The organism is Wolbachia endosymbiont (group B) of Erebia ligea (assembly GCF_947179575.1).
Lineage (GTDB): Bacteria > Pseudomonadota > Alphaproteobacteria > Rickettsiales > Anaplasmataceae > Wolbachia > Wolbachia pipientis_C.
This window is the reverse complement of the sequence record NZ_CAMXBW010000002.1, coordinates 49,745-66,996: the sequence shown is the minus strand read 5'-3', so window position 1 is coordinate 66,996 and position 17,252 is coordinate 49,745. Positions and strand designations below refer to the sequence as shown.

The following is a 17,252-nucleotide window of genomic DNA, read 5'->3' as shown; positions in this document are numbered from 1 at the left end:
TATATTTATTATCACTAACAATAACAGCAAACAAAATAGAAATTTAACCATATAATAGTTAATTCAAAATAATTTTATTATACTTGAATGTTCAATAAAATCAAGTGTGTATATTTATTAAAAAAATAAGGTAAAGTAATGAATATTAAAACAAGTTCTCATTATGGTTTAGACAAAAAGGCTATTGATGATTTAATAGAGTCTCTCGATAATCAAGAATTAGAAAGTGTTCATAATATTGTCAAAACGATAGATAGCGTTCAGTTAGCTTATTTTTTATCTACTTCGATCAGTGATCACAGGGAGAAATTAGTTAATATCCTCGATCAACATTTGTTAAGTGATGCCTTAGTACATGTAGTACCAGATTTACAAGTAGAGATCATAGAAATATTGGGAATAGAAAATACAGCAAAGTTACTAATGCTTCTTGATATAGAAGACATAGTAGCCATAGTGAAAGATTTGGATAGAAAGTCTATAGAAAACATACTTAACTACTTACCCAATGCAACTCAAAAATTAGTAGAGGAATTGTTATCATACCCAGAAGAAAGTGCAGGAAGGTTGATACATAAAAATATGGTTATAGCTCCATATTATTGGACGATAAATCAGCTAATGGAATTCTTGCGCAATTATAAAAAAATACCAGAAACATTTTACCAAATCTTCATCATTAACTCGAAATTAGAACCTATAGGTAGTTTCAACTTAAATAAGGTAATATCTCACTCAGGAGAAACAATAATAAAAGAGATAATGAGTCAAGATATAAAAATAATTAAAACTGGAATGGACCAAGAAGAAGTAGCAAGAATATTTAAAGATTACTCTCTATTATCAGCTCCAGTAGTAAATAAGAGTGGTAAAATTATCGGTGTAATCCTTATTGAAGATGTAATCAAAATTGTTCAGCAAGAAGCAGAAGAGGATGTACTTAAAATAAGCGGTGTATCATCTAAATCTGATATAAATGCTCCTATACATAAAACTATAATTAAAAGGCTACCTTGGTTATTATTTAACCTCTTAGCTGCAACAATATGTTCTATAGTAGTTGGCTTTTTCGATAACGTAATAGAAAGTTTTATAGTACTACCAATAATTATGCCAATAATTGCATCAATGAGCGGAAATGCAGGATCCCAAACAGTAACACTAACTATCCGGGCAATCGCAACAAAATATCTAACTGAGCAAAATGCAAAAAGAATACTGATGAAAGAATTTTTAATAGGTCTTATAAATGGAGTGATTTTATCTACAATTTCGCTCGTAGTATTAGCAATAAGGTTCCATAGTTTAAAAGTAGAGATCATTTTCGTAGTTTCCATGATTGCAATGTCGATTATTGCAACATTTATCGGCACTTTCATTCCTATAATGCTTCATCGTTTAAGATCCGATCCTGCTGTTTCGTCTTCAATCTTAACATCAGCAACAACTGATATTCTCTCAGCTCTTATATTTTTTGGTCTAGCCACGATCTTTTTATTAAATAGCTGAATCTTGCTATATAAAAAAATTGCTTTACAAGCTTTACCAGCAACGTTATCATTACTCACAGATACATTGAAGAAGAAAAATAACAGTTGATAAAGAAATAAAAGTACATGAAACTGAGCTGCTTTAGTTTTAAAATAAAAACTAAAATGCTAGAGTATGCAAAAAAGTCTTTGCTCTGTTAGGTCTTTTTAGCTATAGTACAATTTAATGTAATCAATATGTGGGGTATGGTGTTAGATGAACTGTATTATGTATGTCATTCGGAAAGTAATCCTAGCTTTTTTAAGAATATATCTAGTTTAGTCAGAAATCAAAAGAAAAACACACTGTTACTCAGCAATTAAAGTTACTTAGGGTTACTATAAAGTTTCTACAGTAAATTGCTTTGGTACAACTGCATAAGAATCAAATGTTGAAACCAATCTTCAGAAAAGAGGTTTACGACAAAACAATCAAAATATGAATATTAAAATATAGGGGGCTTTATGTTAGGTAAAGAAAATATAGGAGAACAAGTAATAGATAATCAATCTAGGTTAATAAGAATGCAAAAAGAAGACACACTACTATCTAGCAGTCAGCAAATATTAAAGTTGCCAGAAGGTTTTACAATAGGGAAAGCAATTGGAAGAGGGGATTGTTTCTTTGATGCAGTTGCACAAGGACTTAAGCAATTAAATCCTGGAACAAACTTTACTGTGAAATCTTTTGCAAAGTAATGCAAATATTTATGAAGATAGTGTAATGAGGCAGTTGGTAACGAAGACATTTCGTAGTGAAGTTGCTGATGCAGTATGTTTCAGCCAAAGAAGATTTGAAAATAAGGTTGAGATTATGGATCTTTTTGAGAGTCAAAGTGGAAGTTATTTTACAGGAGGTACCTTTAAAAGAGAATTTAAAGATGAATTCGGTGCTGAAAAAATTAAGCAGTGTAATATTGATATTAGTAAACTCCAACCCAATTCTTTTGATAAAAGTGCAGTAAAGGAAATTTGTACTGAACTTAACAAGATAAAAAACCGAAATGAAGTTCAGGAATTTATATTTGACACATACTTAAAGTGTATGGAAATGCCTAAAGCTTGGGGTGGAAAGCATGAAATAAATGCAATGTCTGATCTACTAAATACAGCGATAATAGTGTCTGAGAAAGGTTCAAAAGATCATATATACAATGAAGAGGAAAAATATTTTAATAAAATATGCTTATCCTACAAAGGAGGTAATCATTATCAATTTTATCAAGTAGAGTATTCAAATTTGATGAAATTTGTTATGAGTTTCATTCAATCATTTGAAATGAGGATTATTATATATGATGTACTTGCAAGTACACTGAGAGAAGGGAACAGAATATTTTTTGATGGAATGAATATTAATGGATTTGTGCGAAGTATTTTTGGATGTTCAATGCATACAGATGACTTGGCAATGTTTGGTATGAGGGCATCTTTGAGAACAGGTAATGTAATAAAAGCGACAAAAAGTTTTATTAATCTATCAGACTTAATAGAAACATTTAATGAATATAAACTGGGCTTTAGAAAAATATTAGTAGATGCTGGATGCAATATTTTTCAAAGTTTTGAAATGCAGTTTGAGAAAATAGGCTTTGATCATGTTTCAAAGATAGCAGATGACATTGTAGATAAGATAATCGAATATTATATTCAGAAAGAATATAAGAAAGATTTGAGCAAGCTAGGGATAGCTGAAACCCTTGTTCTAAATACATGTTTACAAGAGGCATCTGCGCAGTATGGAGAAATAAGTTATAACCTTAAAGATTTATATGAAAATATCGGAGTTGCAGAAGGAAGTGAAGGCTCTTTTATCTATTATAGAAAGAGAAGTGAGGATAAATCTAGTCAGTATGGTTATCGCCGTTCCCTTATGGGTGAAAAGTCGAAAAGAATATATGATACAAGATATGTTAGAGTAGAAGCTACAAACGTAGAACTTGAAAATTATGTGTATACTTTAGATGCCTTAAATATACAAGAGTTTAAGGCTAAAGTGGATCAGGTATTTTATATTGTCAATAAAGAAATCCAAATGCCAAGCAAAAAGGTAATTGAGGATCTTATAGTAAAAATTAAATCTCATATTGAACAAGAGGTAAGCGTTTTAAGCGAGTATATCTTACTTTTCTGTCAAGGATGCAAACAAAGTTTAGATATGAATATGAGATACTTAGTTAAAGGAGAAGGAATAAGGAAAGGCAAAAAGATAATAGAAAGGGCTGGAAAAAATAGTGATGTTATATATTCGATGGAAAACAATTTAAAAACAATTCCAAATTTATCTTATTATCTAAAAGTAAAAGAAGCATTTGTAAAGCATGCTGAAACAGTCGCTCAAGACTATAGCAACCTACTTGAATCAGAGCATGATAATGCAGCAAGATCTAGGAGTTTTCGGTCTAGTATAAAAAGATTATCAAATGTAAAAAAATTAGGATTTCTATTTGGTAAAATGAATTTTCAGGATGTATGTGATCCAGTAGAAGAATTCACTGGAAGGCAAGAACAAATAGATGAGATATATACAAAATTGCAGGGGGGAGCGGTAGTAATAGTAGGTCCATCTGGTATTGGTAAAACTCAATTAGCTAGAAAGTTTGTTGAAGAAAACAAAGGAGCTTATCTTCATGCCTATGAGGTGAGTACTCAAGATATATTATCCATAGAAAGTTCTTTTGCTTCCTTTACCCGAGATAGGTTAGCCATGTTTATGGAAGGAGGAGTAGGAAATAAAGAAAAGAAAAAATGCCTATTCCTTTTTCAGGGAGTTAAAAAAGAAGATCTAGAGAGGATTTTAAAGATCAGAGGTCAAAGAGGTGGTTTTGATTGCCTGTTTACTTCTTCTGATCAAGATTATCAAGATATAGCAGAAGTATCTTTAGATAGTCTTGAAGAAAAAGAAGCTGTACAACTTGTCAAAATAATTTTAGAGATGGCAGATAGATCGCAAGATGAACAAATAAAAGCGCTCATAAGAAAACTAAAATGTTTTCCATTGGCTATAAATCTAGCAGCAGCATGTATTAAAAACAAAGGATCAAGCTCTTTGAGCGAAGCATTTGGAATTTTTGAATATTTAATAGAATACGAAAGGTTTAATCAGAAATTTCCACGAAACACTGGACAAAATGAATACGATAGAATATTGCAAATAACATTACTAATCTCGATGGAAACAATAGAAAAGATGAGTTCTGGAGAGAAAATTCTAAAAATTTTAAGTATTATGGCTTATTTTGATCATAGTGCAATTGATCCCAGTTTATTTCTTACCTGGATTAGATATGAGGATGGACTATACTCCATTTTCGAATTGCTAGAGCAGTATTCCATAATTTATGTAGAAGGATCAGATAAATACAAGGTTTACATTATGCATGAATCGGTCAAAAAAGTAGTGCGTTCATGGCTTAGCATAGATGAGGAAAAACACATATTAAGTTGTGTCATAGAACTGGTATCTGAAGCTGAAGGAGGATTTTTAGATGTAGTTCATCTCTTATCCTTGTTTGATCATAGTCAAAAATATGACTATCTAATAGAAGAAAATAAGAATTTTCCTTGTTTAGTTTTGAGTAGCTTAAATGAGTTACATGAGTATAAAAAAGTTATCAATCTCACGTCACAATTATATCAATTACTTGCTGTAGATGATAGATATTCAAGATTAATTAAATATGAGTTTGCCTGCGCGCAAGCTGGTTTGGGACTATATGATAGAGCGTTAAAAATCTTTCTGGATTTAAAAAAACTCGAGAAGGTAAATGATACATTTCCTTCTCTTACTTTGGATAAAAAAATACTTTCTACTTATCTCAAACAAAAAAATTATAAAGAAGCATTGTCATACGTTAAATACAATAACTTTATAGTCAATAGTTTATATCGAGAAGACATCATGGAACTTATGGAAGAACATCTAGATATAGCAGTTATTATAGCTGAAGTATTTGTGATGCAAAAAAGATATACTGATGCATTTACAACTTTGTACTATGTAAGACGACTGAGAGATGAAATTTTCCTTAAACTAGGTGATTTTGACTCCGATGATGATCCTTATCTTTATCCTTCCGAGATGTATGAACTTTATAATTTAGATACAAAATATATCTATGCCCTAGCATATTTCTTTATGGTTCAAGAAAGAAAAAAAGTAACTATAAATGAAGGAGAGTTATCACATAAAGAGGATTTACCTCGTGAATTGAGTATACAAGCTTTATTTAGGAATCTACAAGATGTTCTAATAAATCAAGAAGGTAGTCAGTACTTACAACCTGCTCCTTATTTTGTTGAAATAGAAGTAGAAAAAGTCATTCAGAGGGAATTAAGAGAAAAAACATTGCGATATTTTGAGGAAGTACTGAAGCTACAAAAAAATTATGGATTTTTAGATAATCATCCTAACGTACTATCTGTGAAGTTTTATATAGCTGTTTTACATAGCTGCTTAGAGGATAAGGAAAAAGTATTACAAGAACTCCAACAATTGCAAGAATTACAGGAGAAAGTGATAGGAGTAAATCATCCTGACACTTTAGGAACTGTAAATGCTATACAAGAATTATTTACTGAAGGTGAAGACAAGTTAACATATTTAAGAAATGAGATAGAAAAAAGAGAATCGCTCTTACAATTTGAAAAATCTGATTTGAATGCTAAGGGTGTCTCAATCTTAAAAGAGCTTTATGTAGAAAAAAATAGCGAAAGTTCTTCTTCAGTATCAAGTGAAGAGTTACTGCTAGAAAACAAAAGTTTTCTAGACACAGAGAGTACAAAAACTAAAAGGAGAAAAATGGATAATCAGCAGCAAGTCTCAGAGTTGCAAGATTGTACTTTACCAGGCTCAGTGAAGGGTCAGTGTATATCACCTAAAAGAAGAAATTTGGAAAATATGAGAGTGACATCTCTAGGTGGTCAGAAGACTGTAAATCTATCACTAGACAGAGAAGGATCACTCATTGAGCTGAAATATAAATTGAATCATTATGACGATCAAATACAAAGATTTATACAATGGGAAAATAGCAATTTGAAAAAGTCACAGCAGCCAATATCTTCACTTAACAGCATTACTGTAGAACCTACGGATAATAAGAGCCTGAGAGGAGTTACTTCTGCTGGTCAAGTTGCTTAATTTTATCTGAGGAAAGGCCAGTGATTTCAGCGATAACATCAATAGATACACCGGCCTTGAGTGTTTTGGCCACAGCTATTTTAGCCTGTTGTTCACCCTCTGCTATACCCTCTTCCTTACCTTCGTATCCGTTCAGAGGTGTGGCAAGGATAAAAAACAATTGACATAATATATTAAAGTAGTAATAACACAAAATGTTGATAGTAAAGTAAGGCTAGATGCTTCAATTGTTGATCAGTATTGTAGAGTTATGTAAAAACTTAGAGCAGAAAGTAGCAAAGATTGAAGAAAAAAATAAAATCTTAGAAATAGAGAATGCTGAACTAAGAGAGAGACTCGGCTTAAACTCAAGGAATTCATCTTTACCAAGTTCAAAAGAGCTGTACAAAATAAAAAAAGACACACCAGAAGATAAGTCAGAGGGCGGCAGGAAGATAGGTGGTCAAGTTGGACATAAGGGGAATTGCCGAGCTAAAATGGAAGCAGATGAGGTGGTGAAGGTAGAGTTACCAAATAGATGCGAGTGTGGTGAAGAAATCGCAATATCGGAAAAACCATATGTCTATCAAAAAGTTGATTTACCAGAAATTAAGCCTTACGTAGTTGAGTATCAATTAGAACATGGTCGCTGTCGTAAATGCGGAAAAAGAAGGAGTAGCAAATTACCAGAAGGAGTTACACCGGATACCTTTGGTCCTAGAGTTAAGTCAGTAGTTGCATCACTAAGTGGGTTTTATAAGAATTCAAAGCGAGAAATAGCGAATATTATGAAAGACATCTTTAACATGAGTATAAGTGTTGGTAGTGTGTCCAATAGTGAAGCAAGGGTTTCGTCAAAATGTAAAGAAGCCTATGAACAAATAGAGGAAGAAATAAAAGCAAGCGAAATTTTGCATATTGATGAAACCAGTCACTACAACAAAGGCAAATTGGGATGGTGCTGGATGTTTGCCAACAATAAAGCAAGTCTTATGAAGTTAGCAGATACAAGAGGAATGAAATTTTTAAAGAATAGTGCATTTTGTGATTACAAAAACCTGGTAATTACTGACAGATATGCAGTTTACAACCACTTCAGTGATGAAAAACGACAAATTTGTTGGGCTCACTTATTGAGAAATTTCGAGAGGTTATCTCATAGTTGGAATAGTGAAGTAATGAGACTTGGCCATTGTTTAAAAGACGCAGCTAATGGATTGTTTGTATTAAAAAACGCTTTGTCAGAAAATGAAATTAGTATTTCAAAGTTCACTAAGCAAGCTAAAGAATTACGAAGATACATACAGTACTGCATGATAAAAATATCTTATATACTTGAAGCAAAAGGAGCTTCACGAACGGTAAAGGGTATTATAAAATCCGAGTCAATGATGTGGACATTTTTGGATGACCCAGAGAATATTCCATTAACGAATAACCATGTTGAGCGACAGATACGGCATTATGTTGTCTATCGTAAGAATTCATATTTTGCACAGTCAGAGCGAGGGAATAGATTTCTTGAGCGGATAATTTCGTTGTATCTGACTTGGAAACAAAAGGAATTAAACCCTTTTCAAAACCTGCTAGCTGTTGTTTCTTAAACCACACCTCTGAACGGATACCTAATATTAGTATATAAATATGAATATTATATTAATATAATTACTTTTCAAATATAAATGGCAAGTTAAAGTGGTTTTTTGTTACTCAAAAAACAGAAATGTTTCTATTTCCTACACTTTCTTTATAAAAATCATAGGCGCCCATTATTAGCTAAAGTAAAAGTCAAGTATAGTATTTTCTAAAATGGATGATAAAGTTCCATTATGGTATTACCAACCAAAAGCTGTAAGTCTGTATATTTATACATGAGAGGTCTGAGGCGGCTTTTGATGGTATGCCAACAGTATTCTATAGGATTCAAATCTGGTGAATATGTTGGAAGATACAGCAAATGACAGCCAAAAGACTCTATTAATGATTTTGTTTTAGTGGTCTTATGAAATGTAGCATTATCCATAACTATAGTTGTGCCAAGTGGCAATTTAGGTAATAACATCTTCTCCAACCATGTATTGAATACCTCTTTGTCACACCCACCTTTGAAAGTCATTGGTGCAATAAATCTCTTTCCAATCCACCCGGCTACTATACTGATTCTCTCTCGAGTTCTCCCTGGAATATCTGCATAAATTTTCTTTCCTCTTGGAGCGCGTCCATATTCTCGGTATAACTTATTATCAACTCCTGCTTCATCTATATATAAGATGCTGGAATGGTCTATTTTTGAGATTTTATCAATAAATTGCTCCCTATCTTCTTGATTGCGCTCTTGATATAGTGTGACTTTTTTTTAAAGTAATTTTTAGCTGTTTTAGTCTATACCAAATTGAGTTTATTCCAAATCCAAGATTTTGTTTCATCTCTGCCAGAGTATGATCTGGATTCTTTGTAACATATTCTTCGAGTATTTTGGGGTCTATTTTTCGAATAAAGCTACCGTTTTAGATGGCTTGAGGCTTTCACCAGCAGCTTTCTTTTTTAACCAACGGTACAGAGTTGCTATTCCTATCTCCATAAGCTCTGCTACCTCAACCTTTGTCTTACCTTTTTCTATCATCAATACTGCCTTTTCCCTTAAATCCACACTATATGCCATTATAACTCAAATACTTTATTATACCTTTATCATTTACTTTAGGAAATACTATATATGCCATTATAACTCAAATACTTTATTATACCTTTATCATTTACTTTAGGAAATACTATATCTGGAATTCTGGACATAAAATCCTCCTGTATAAAAAGATTAGAAAAAAATGCAGCGCACATATGACAGACGTGTATATACGCTGAAAAAGATACGCTACGTTTTTTATTGAAAAGTTAGTTGAAGTCTGCAGACAAAGATAGATTTTGAGCTCTTAAAATATCTCTAATTGTCATTATAATCAGATTCAAAATATGCGGAAGTAATTTTTTTTGACAATAGATTTCTTGCATAACCAAGTGTCATCCCAGCTGGGATTCAACTAAGTTGGTAAACACCTTACAACGTTTTTTGCGCGAAAAAGCTGGATGCCAGTGTCACGCACTGGCATGACATCCTCTTGCTTCTATAGTTGTCTTTATCTCGTCTACTTTATTTTGCCACACAGATACAATGGTTTCACATGTACTTGGTAGGCTATCTATTTTGAAAAAGAAGGACTACCAACACCTTCACTTTTTGCATCACTAAATTTACTTGCCACTTTATCAATAGCCCAAGTCAGAGGTGTAACAACGAGCGCAGCAGCCCAGATAACAGCACTAACAACATAACTCAAAACTGTGTTAACAAATTTAGATAATGCACTACTATGGTCCCATGTCTTACGTGACAACATGGATGAATAATCTATGAACGATTTTGTGTTACGCTTAAGATCAAAACTATCTATTGCTTTCGCTAATCCTTTTGCTGGCCAGTATGACAAATACGCCAATGCTAGATATAAAGGTTGCAGAATTACACTAGCTAACGCAAAAGTAGTAGTCTGAATCATAGAAGGATTTTGGTAACTACCAAGAGCTACATTTTTCACTGGCCCAACAACACTGTTGATAAGGTAAACGGATTTATAGAAACTATTTTGTGGAATTTTGTTACATCCAACACTTTTGGTAGGAACATCTCCGAACTTAGCATATCTACTAAAATTCTTGAATAAACTTGACATATTACCCCTCTAAAATAAAAACATAATTATCTTACTAATATCGCTTGTTTTAGAATAAATGCAATCACTACCTAACTAAATTATCTGTTGCGCAAAAGCACATATTACCATACCATCGAAAATAAAGAGGTCAGCATGAGTTTTACTTTACCTGAGTTGCCATATGATAAAGCAGCTTTAGAGCCTTATATATCTGTAAAGACATTAGATTTTCATTATGATAAGCACCATAAGGGATATTTAAATAAACTCAACGAACTGGTTGAAAACACAGATTATCAACATATGGAAATTGAGGAATTAGTAACGAAAGTTCATGGAAATAATAATACAGTTCCTATTTTTAACAATGCAGCACAAGTTTGGAATCACACTTTTTATTGGAATTCAATGAAAAAGAATGGTGGTGGTAAGCCTCAAGATGATGGTCTTCTAGCAAAAAAAATTCAAGATGATATTGGTGGCTTTGACAAATTTTGTGAAGAATTTTCAAATTATGGAGTAAGCCAATTTGGTAGTGGATGGGTGTGGTTAGTGCTTGAAAAAGGAAAACTCAAAATCACTAAAACTCCAAATGCGGATCTACCGCTAATTTATGGCCAAGTGCCACTACTTACTATGGATGTATGGGAGCATGCATACTATTTGGATTGCCAAAATCGCAGAATTGACTACATAAAAGTTTTTCTTGATTATTTGATCAATTGGGATTTTGTAGAAGAGAATTTAAAGAAGAATATATAAGATGAATATACCACAAGTAACAAAACTAGATAATGGTCTGCGCATAATAACTGAGCGAGTGCATGAAGTTGATTCCGTAGCTTTAAATATACGAGTTGGTGTTGGCAGTAGAGCTGAAAGTGCAAGTCAAAATGGAATATCTCATTTCCTAGAGCACATGGCTTTCAAAGGAACGAAAACGAGGACTGCATTTGAAATTGCAAAAGCTTTTGATGATATAGGTGGAGCCTTCAATGCCTGCACCGGTAGAGAAAGCACCAGTTATTACGCAAAGGTTCTTAAAAAAGATATAAAGACCGGCATTGATATATTAATAGATATATTAATGAATTCTATATTTCCAGAGGATGAATTGGAACGCGAAAAGGGTGTTGTAATACAAGAGATTTTTCAAACTAATGATTCACCGAGCGATATCATTTTTGATAAGTATTTTGAAGCAGCTTATAAAGATCAACCATTTGGTAGATCAATCCTGGGCACGCAAGATACTGTCAAATCTTTTACTCGAGCTAATCTAGATAACTACATAAATGAGCATTACTTTGGCGAGAACATTATATTTGCTGTTGCAGGAAATGTTGAACATGAGGAAGTTGTTCAATTAATCAAAGACTTTCTCTCAAAGATTCATTCAAAAGAGCTGAAAAAAAGCGAGAATGCAAGTTATACCAGTGGTGAGTATTTAGAACATCGTAAATTAGATCAAGTACATTTATTAATTGGTCTACCTAGTGTTTCTCGTGATGATAATAGATATCACACATTCAAGGTGCTTGATTCTATACTGGGAAGTGGAATGTCATCACGCCTGTTTCAGGAAGTAAGAGAAAAGCAGGGGCTTGCTTACTCCATTTACTCATTCAACTCTAGCTATGCTGATACAGGAATGCTTTCGATTTTTGCTGGTACAGATAGCAGTAATCTAGATAAGCTTTTGAAAGCTATAACGACAGAGTTGAAGAAATTGTCTACAGATGATTTAAAGGAAGAAGAAGTAAATAGAATAAAAGAGCGAGTAAAATCCCAAATTTTAATGTCACGCGAAAGTGTTAGCTCGCGTGCTGAAACGTTAGGACACTACTACGGCAACTATAATAAATACATCAGTAAAAACGAATTAATAGAAAAAATTAGTGCTGTTACTATTTACGATATAAAAAAAGCAGCAGAAGAATTGCTATCTCAGCATGAAAAAATTACTTTAGCTGCGATTGGAGAAATTAAGTCACTGCCAAGTTACGATAAAGTTGTTTCTATGCTTAGTGTACTTTAGTTATGTTGCTTATGCTCACTAAAAAGTTCAATGAATGGTTGCAAAATCCTTTCTATAAAAAGTTTGCTTTCTGGTTCATCGCATATACCACTAATCATTTTATTGAAAGCTTTTTCGCTGTTTTGTAAAAATAAATAGCTTTCTACTGATTGCACAATAGACAAGGCAGTTAGAATTCCTCCTTTCACTAAACAAGAAGCTATAGCAGGTACAGTACCCACTGCAATTCCAGTTGCGATCAATGATAAACCAGCTAAGAGTGTAAAGGCTGAAACGCAAAACGCTATTTGATGTTTTTCTTTATTTTTAACCATAAATGCCTCACAAAATTGCATTTCTAGTATGCCCGTATATATACGGTACTGTCAAGTTTTTAAAGAAGATTAAAAAATGCAACGCACATGTGCAAAATATGAACTAGGTATATAATTCACAATGCAGCGGTATTTCACTAATCCAATTATTTTTTTCCTGATCTAGCCTATCATTCAATATTGCTTGTCTTATTGATTCCATCAACTTATTCATGAAGAAAACATTGTGAATGGTAACGAGTGTGTAAGCCAGCAATTCCTTCGCTTTTAGTAAATGGTGTATATAGGCTCTTGAATGTTTTCTGCAAGTAAAGCACAAACAGTCATTTTCAATTGGGTTATCATCTAGTTCGAATCGTTGATTTTGCAAATTAATATGCTCTTTACACTTTGAAGAAATAGAATCTCTGTTTTTTACTTTAACAAGTGCACCACCATGTCTTGCGAGGCGAGTTGGATGCACGCAATCAAATGTATCAACTCCAAGCTCTACTCCACGAAAAATGTCTACAATTCCACCAATACCAAGCAAATGAGTAGGCCTATCTTTTTTTAAATGTTCCATAGTAAAGGAAACTACATCATACATCTGCTCTTTACTCTGACCAAGCGATCCACCTATTGCTTGACCAAAAAATGGCAAATTGTTGATAAAATTACAACTTTCTCTACGTAAATCTTGATACACTCCACCTTGGCTAATTCCATACAGCGCCTGTTTGCCATCATTATTTTTTTCAAACTCATTTAAAGAACGTTCAGCCCATCTATGGCTCATGAGCATCGATTTCCTTGTGTACTCCTTGCTGACGTGAAATGGAGTGCATTCATCCAAAACTAGGATTAAATCTGCGCCTAATTTTTGTTGAATTTGTATAGATTTTTCAGGAGTTAAGCAATAAATTTTACCATTTATGTAAGAACGAAAAATTGCCCCATCTTCATTAATTTTGATCAGAGTTTTTTGTTTCTGTCTTATTCCCTTTATTTCTTCTGAAACTGATCCGTGTCCTAAACTAAATATCTGGTATCCACCAGAATCAGTTAGCATTGGTCCATTCCATCCCATCATCTTGTGCAAGCCACCAAGTTTTGCCACAGTATCCTCTCCAGGTTGAAGCATTAGGTGATAAGTGTTAGAAAGTATTATCTGAGTACCTGCTTCTCTGATTCTTTCGATATCTGCAGCTTTAATGGCAGCTTTGGTTGCACAAAATATAAATGCTGGCGTTTCTATGTTTCCATTTGGAGTTTTAATTATGCCAACTCTTGCAGAACCTGATTGCTTGGTTATCCTAAACGAAAACTTTTCCATCTATTTGCTTGAAAGCTCTGCTATGATATTTTCCACTTTTTCAGGAGTGAGATTTTCATAAAAGTCATTATTGATCTGCACCACAGGGGCATTAACGCATGCACCAAGACATTCAACTTCCTTTAAAGTAAATAGATTATCTTTAGTGGTTTCACCGATATTGATTCCAAGCTTCTTTTTAAAGGTACTTAAAACTTCCTCGCTATTGCATAACCAGCAAGGAGTTGTCCTACAAATTTGTATCAAATATTTACCCACTGGCTTTAAATTATACATGGTATAAAAATTTGCCACTTCATACACGCGAATATGTGGAATATGAAGCATGTCAGCAACGCAGCGCATGGCAGATTCAGGAACCCATCCGCATTGTTCTTGAACCAGGTATAGTAAAGGCATGACGGCACTACCTTCTCTACCTTTAGGATACATCTCTATAGACTTTTTTGCTTTTCTGAGGTTGTCTGATGTAAAACTAAACTGCTCTTCTTTCTCTTTCATCTAATAAGGTTCGTGTAAATCTCAACAAATTATACTTGAAGAGTTAACAATTGCAATTGTTGGTTTTTTGAGCTCTACAATATTATATCTGTAGAGTGGGTGCACTCAATTTGTGAATTCTTTACTGCTACTCATTTTCCATATCTCGCTTTGCAGATTATAAAGGTATTAATTTATTAATTTTAGTTAAAATTTTCATTGACATTAACACGCAGAAATAATCATAATAGCGTTTTATTAAAATTTTAAATATAATTATGTCTATATTAAGTAGATTATTTGGAGTTAATACAACTATACTGAAAGTTAAAGAAGCGATAGGTTTTAATCCAAAAAACGTAGGGTTGATTGAAGGAAATGGAGTTACTTATGGACTCAGCTATCAAGATAACGGTAATGGAAGCAGTAGAGTAAAGTTACTTATTAGCCTACTATATCAATCAAAAACATACGAGTGTGATACAGGTGTCAACGTAGCAAATGAATTTAAGGGCCAATTATCTCCCGCACTAATAGAAAATTCAGCTGAAGTAGATAAAGTTGGAGTTATCTTTCCTACAGAAGAAACTAACAAAGAAAGAAAGTGCATCAAAGGCTTAACATTCAACACTTACGAAATCAAGCATTCAACGAATGCTCCCTTAGTTGAGCATTCAGGAAAAGTAAAATTACAAAAAAACATTAATAACCATAATGATGCAAATAAAGGCAATAGCTACTTTCAACCAAAAGCAGTGAAAGTTGGTAATGGTAATGTTGTTGTAGTTGCTCATAATTTAAAGGATCAAGCTTTAGTTTCTTGGTATTTACAATCAGACACGAATGGAAAATTTAAAGCTTTATCTGGAGCAAACGGCATCATAGAAAGAAAATTATTCAAGTTTAATAATCCAGGGCAATTAGTACTAGATGAAAATACGATGCTTTATTCGCAAGTGGGAAAAAATAGTATTGAAAATCAAGAGGTAAGAACAAATATTTTTAAGTTCGATATGGCCAAAGTGGTTGAGGATCTAAAAAGTGGAAAGAAAGATGAATGTTTGCTTAGTAAGAGATGTCAGATAGATAATAAAGCACTATCTCTTTCCAGAGAATATGAAATAAGCTTTTTACAGTATGTGAAACAAATTGAAGGCGATGATCAGGTTGCTTTTCTTGCAAAAAAACAATCTTCTAATACGCAAGAATTGCATTTAGTAAGCCTTGCTAAGAAAGGACCAAAATCAAATTGTATCCGTTCAGAGGTGTGGCAAGGATAAAAAACAATTGACATAATATATTAAAGTAGTAATAACACAAAATGTTGATAGTAAAGTAAGGCTAGATGCTTCAATTGTTGATCAGTATTGTAGAGTTATGTAAAAACTTAGAGCAGAAAGTAGCAAAGCTTGAAGAAAAAAATAAAATCTTAGAAATAGAGAATGCTGAACTAAGAGAGAGACTCGGCTTAAACTCAAGGAATTCATCTTTACCAAGTTCAAAAGAGCTGTACAAAATAAAAAAAGACACACCAGAAGATAAGTCAGAGGGCGGCAGGAAGATAGGTGGTCAAGTTGGACATAAGGGGAATTGCCGAGCTAAAATGGAAGCAGATGAGGTGGTGAAGGTAGAGTTACCAAATAGATGCGAGTGTGGTGAAGAAATCGCAATATCGGAAAAACCATATGTCTATCAAAAAGTTGATTTACCAGAAATTAAGCCTTACGTAGTTGAGTATCAATTAGAACATGGTCGCTGTCGTAAATGCGGAAAAAGAAGGAGTAGCAAATTACCAGAAGGAGTTACACCGGATACCTTTGGTCCTAGAGTTAAGTCAGTAGTTGCATCACTAAGTGGGTTTTATAAGAATTCAAAGCGAGAAATAGCGAATATTATGAAAGACATCTTTAACATGAGTATAAGTGTTGGTAGTGTGTCCAATAGTGAAGCAAGGGTTTCGTCAAAATGTAAAGAAGCCTATGAACAAATAGAGGAAGAAATAAAAGCAAGCGAAATTTTGCATATTGATGAAACCAGTCACTACAACAAAGGCAAATTGGGATGGTGCTGGATGTTTGCCAACAATAAAGCAAGTCTTATGAAGTTAGCAGATACAAGAGGAATGAAATTTTTAAAGAATAGTGCATTTTGTGATTACAAAAACCTGGTAATTACTGACAGATATGCAGTTTACAACCACTTCAGTGATGAAAAACGACAAATTTGTTGGGCTCACTTATTGAGAAATTTCGAGAGGTTATCTCATAGTTGGAATAGTGAAGTAATGAGACTTGGCCATTGTTTAAAAGACGCAGCTAATGGATTGTTTGTATTAAAAAACGCTTTGTCAGAAAATGAAATTAGTATTTCAAAGTTCACTAAGCAAGCTAAAGAATTACGAAGATACATACAGTACTGCATGATAAAAATATCTTATATACTTGAAGCAAAAGGAGCTTCACGAACGGTAAAGGGTATTATAAAATCCGAGTCAATGATGTGGACATTTTTGGATGACCCAGAGAATATTCCATTAACGAATAACCATGTTGAGCGACAGATACGGCATTATGTTGTCTATCGTAAGAATTCATATTTTGCACAGTCAGAGCGAGGGAATAGATTTCTTGAGCGGATAATTTCGTTGTATCTGACTTGGAAACAAAAGGAATTAAACCCTTTTGGGAACGTTCAAAAAAGTGTGTCAAACCGAGAAGTAAAGTAATAAATTGATATAAAAAATG

The 17,252-nt window shown here is 33.2% G+C and carries 15 protein-coding genes and 1 pseudogene; 8 read left to right on the top strand and 8 right to left on the bottom strand.

Going from position 1 to position 17,252, the window contains the following annotated elements; genetic code table 11:
- The first annotated feature begins 138 nt into the window (after positions 1-138).
- The 3 genes from mgtE to OM962_RS00725 all read left to right on the top strand — a co-directional run bounded on the left by mgtE (position 139) and on the right by OM962_RS00725 (position 6,672).
- Positions 139-1,509, top strand: coding sequence for a magnesium transporter (gene mgtE / locus OM962_RS00735; RefSeq protein ID WP_264330490.1), 1,371 nt, complete (start codon positions 139-141; stop codon positions 1,507-1,509).
- Between the two features lie 485 nt (positions 1,510-1,994).
- The gene (locus OM962_RS00730; protein ID WP_264330489.1) at positions 1,995-2,228 is read left to right on the top strand and encodes an OTU domain-containing protein; all 234 of its coding nucleotides are present in this window, start codon (positions 1,995-1,997) and stop codon (positions 2,226-2,228) included.
- A 25-nt stretch (positions 2,229-2,253) separates the two neighbouring features.
- On the top strand, positions 2,254-6,672 hold the full coding sequence (locus OM962_RS00725; RefSeq protein WP_264330488.1) for a hypothetical protein: 4,419 nt from the start codon (positions 2,254-2,256) through the stop codon (positions 6,670-6,672).
- Here OM962_RS00725 and OM962_RS00720 read toward each other — a convergent pair.
- Positions 6,647-6,796: pseudogene (locus OM962_RS00720) on the bottom strand (Rpn family recombination-promoting nuclease/putative transposase); the annotation flags it as partial. The gene OM962_RS00725 and the pseudogene OM962_RS00720 sit on opposite strands and share 26 nt — an antisense overlap.
- A 106-nt stretch (positions 6,797-6,902) precedes the next feature.
- Here OM962_RS00720 and tnpC (OM962_RS00715) point away from each other — a divergent pair.
- Positions 6,903-8,255, top strand: coding sequence for an IS66 family transposase (gene tnpC / locus OM962_RS00715; RefSeq protein WP_264330459.1), 1,353 nt, complete (start codon positions 6,903-6,905; stop codon positions 8,253-8,255).
- A gap of 200 nt (positions 8,256-8,455) precedes the next feature.
- Here the strand turns inward: tnpC (OM962_RS00715) and OM962_RS00710 are convergent, their stop codons facing one another.
- The 4 genes from OM962_RS00710 to OM962_RS00695 all read right to left on the bottom strand — a co-directional run bounded on the left by OM962_RS00710 (position 8,456) and on the right by OM962_RS00695 (position 10,379).
- Entirely contained in the window at positions 8,456-8,938 is a 483-nt protein-coding gene (locus OM962_RS00710; protein ID WP_264330460.1) for an IS630 family transposase, read from the bottom strand.
- Between the two features lie 28 nt (positions 8,939-8,966).
- Positions 8,967-9,086, bottom strand: coding sequence for a hypothetical protein (locus OM962_RS00705; protein ID WP_264330464.1), 120 nt, complete (start codon positions 9,084-9,086; stop codon positions 8,967-8,969).
- Positions 9,087-9,133: 47 nt separating this feature from the next.
- On the bottom strand, positions 9,134-9,313 hold the full coding sequence (locus tag OM962_RS00700; protein WP_264330453.1) for a transposase: 180 nt from the start codon (positions 9,311-9,313) through the stop codon (positions 9,134-9,136).
- A 535-nt stretch (positions 9,314-9,848) separates the two neighbouring features.
- Positions 9,849-10,379 (bottom strand): hypothetical protein, encoded by a 531-nt coding sequence (locus OM962_RS00695; protein WP_264330487.1) that lies wholly within the window; start codon positions 10,377-10,379, stop codon positions 9,849-9,851.
- 135 nt (positions 10,380-10,514) lie between these two features.
- Between OM962_RS00695 and OM962_RS00690 the strand changes: the two genes are divergently transcribed.
- On the top strand, positions 10,515-11,123 hold the full coding sequence (locus tag OM962_RS00690) for a superoxide dismutase (protein WP_264330486.1): 609 nt from the start codon (positions 10,515-10,517) through the stop codon (positions 11,121-11,123).
- Between the two features lies 1 nt (position 11,124).
- Complete coding sequence (locus OM962_RS00685) at positions 11,125-12,399, top strand: M16 family metallopeptidase (protein ID WP_264330485.1); 1,275 nt, start codon at positions 11,125-11,127, stop codon at positions 12,397-12,399.
- Here OM962_RS00685 and OM962_RS00680 read toward each other — a convergent pair.
- From OM962_RS00680 to nuoE, 3 genes are all read right to left on the bottom strand, one after another.
- Positions 12,396-12,713 carry a WD_0736 family protein gene (locus tag OM962_RS00680; protein ID WP_264330484.1) on the bottom strand — a complete coding sequence of 106 codons (318 nt, stop codon included), beginning with the start codon at positions 12,711-12,713 and terminating at the stop codon, positions 12,396-12,398. The two genes, OM962_RS00685 and OM962_RS00680, sit on opposite strands and share 4 nt — an antisense overlap.
- Positions 12,714-12,816: 103 nt before the next feature.
- Positions 12,817-14,028: a tRNA guanosine(34) transglycosylase Tgt gene (gene tgt / locus OM962_RS00675; RefSeq protein WP_264330483.1), complete on the bottom strand. Its 1,212-nt coding sequence runs from the start codon at positions 14,026-14,028 to the stop codon at positions 12,817-12,819.
- Positions 14,029-14,529: an NADH-quinone oxidoreductase subunit NuoE gene (gene nuoE, locus OM962_RS00670; RefSeq protein WP_264330482.1), complete on the bottom strand. Its 501-nt coding sequence runs from the start codon at positions 14,527-14,529 to the stop codon at positions 14,029-14,031. It lies immediately after the preceding gene.
- Positions 14,530-14,786: 257 nt separating this feature from the next.
- Here nuoE and OM962_RS00665 point away from each other — a divergent pair, with 257 nt between their 5' ends.
- Positions 14,787-15,788: a hypothetical protein gene (locus OM962_RS00665; RefSeq protein WP_264330481.1), complete on the top strand. Its 1,002-nt coding sequence runs from the start codon at positions 14,787-14,789 to the stop codon at positions 15,786-15,788.
- A 77-nt stretch (positions 15,789-15,865) separates the two neighbouring features.
- A complete protein-coding gene (tnpC, locus tag OM962_RS00660) occupies positions 15,866-17,233 on the top strand; it encodes an IS66 family transposase (RefSeq protein WP_264330997.1) in 1,368 nt (455 codons plus the stop codon).
- The last annotated feature ends 19 nt before the right edge of the window (positions 17,234-17,252 follow it).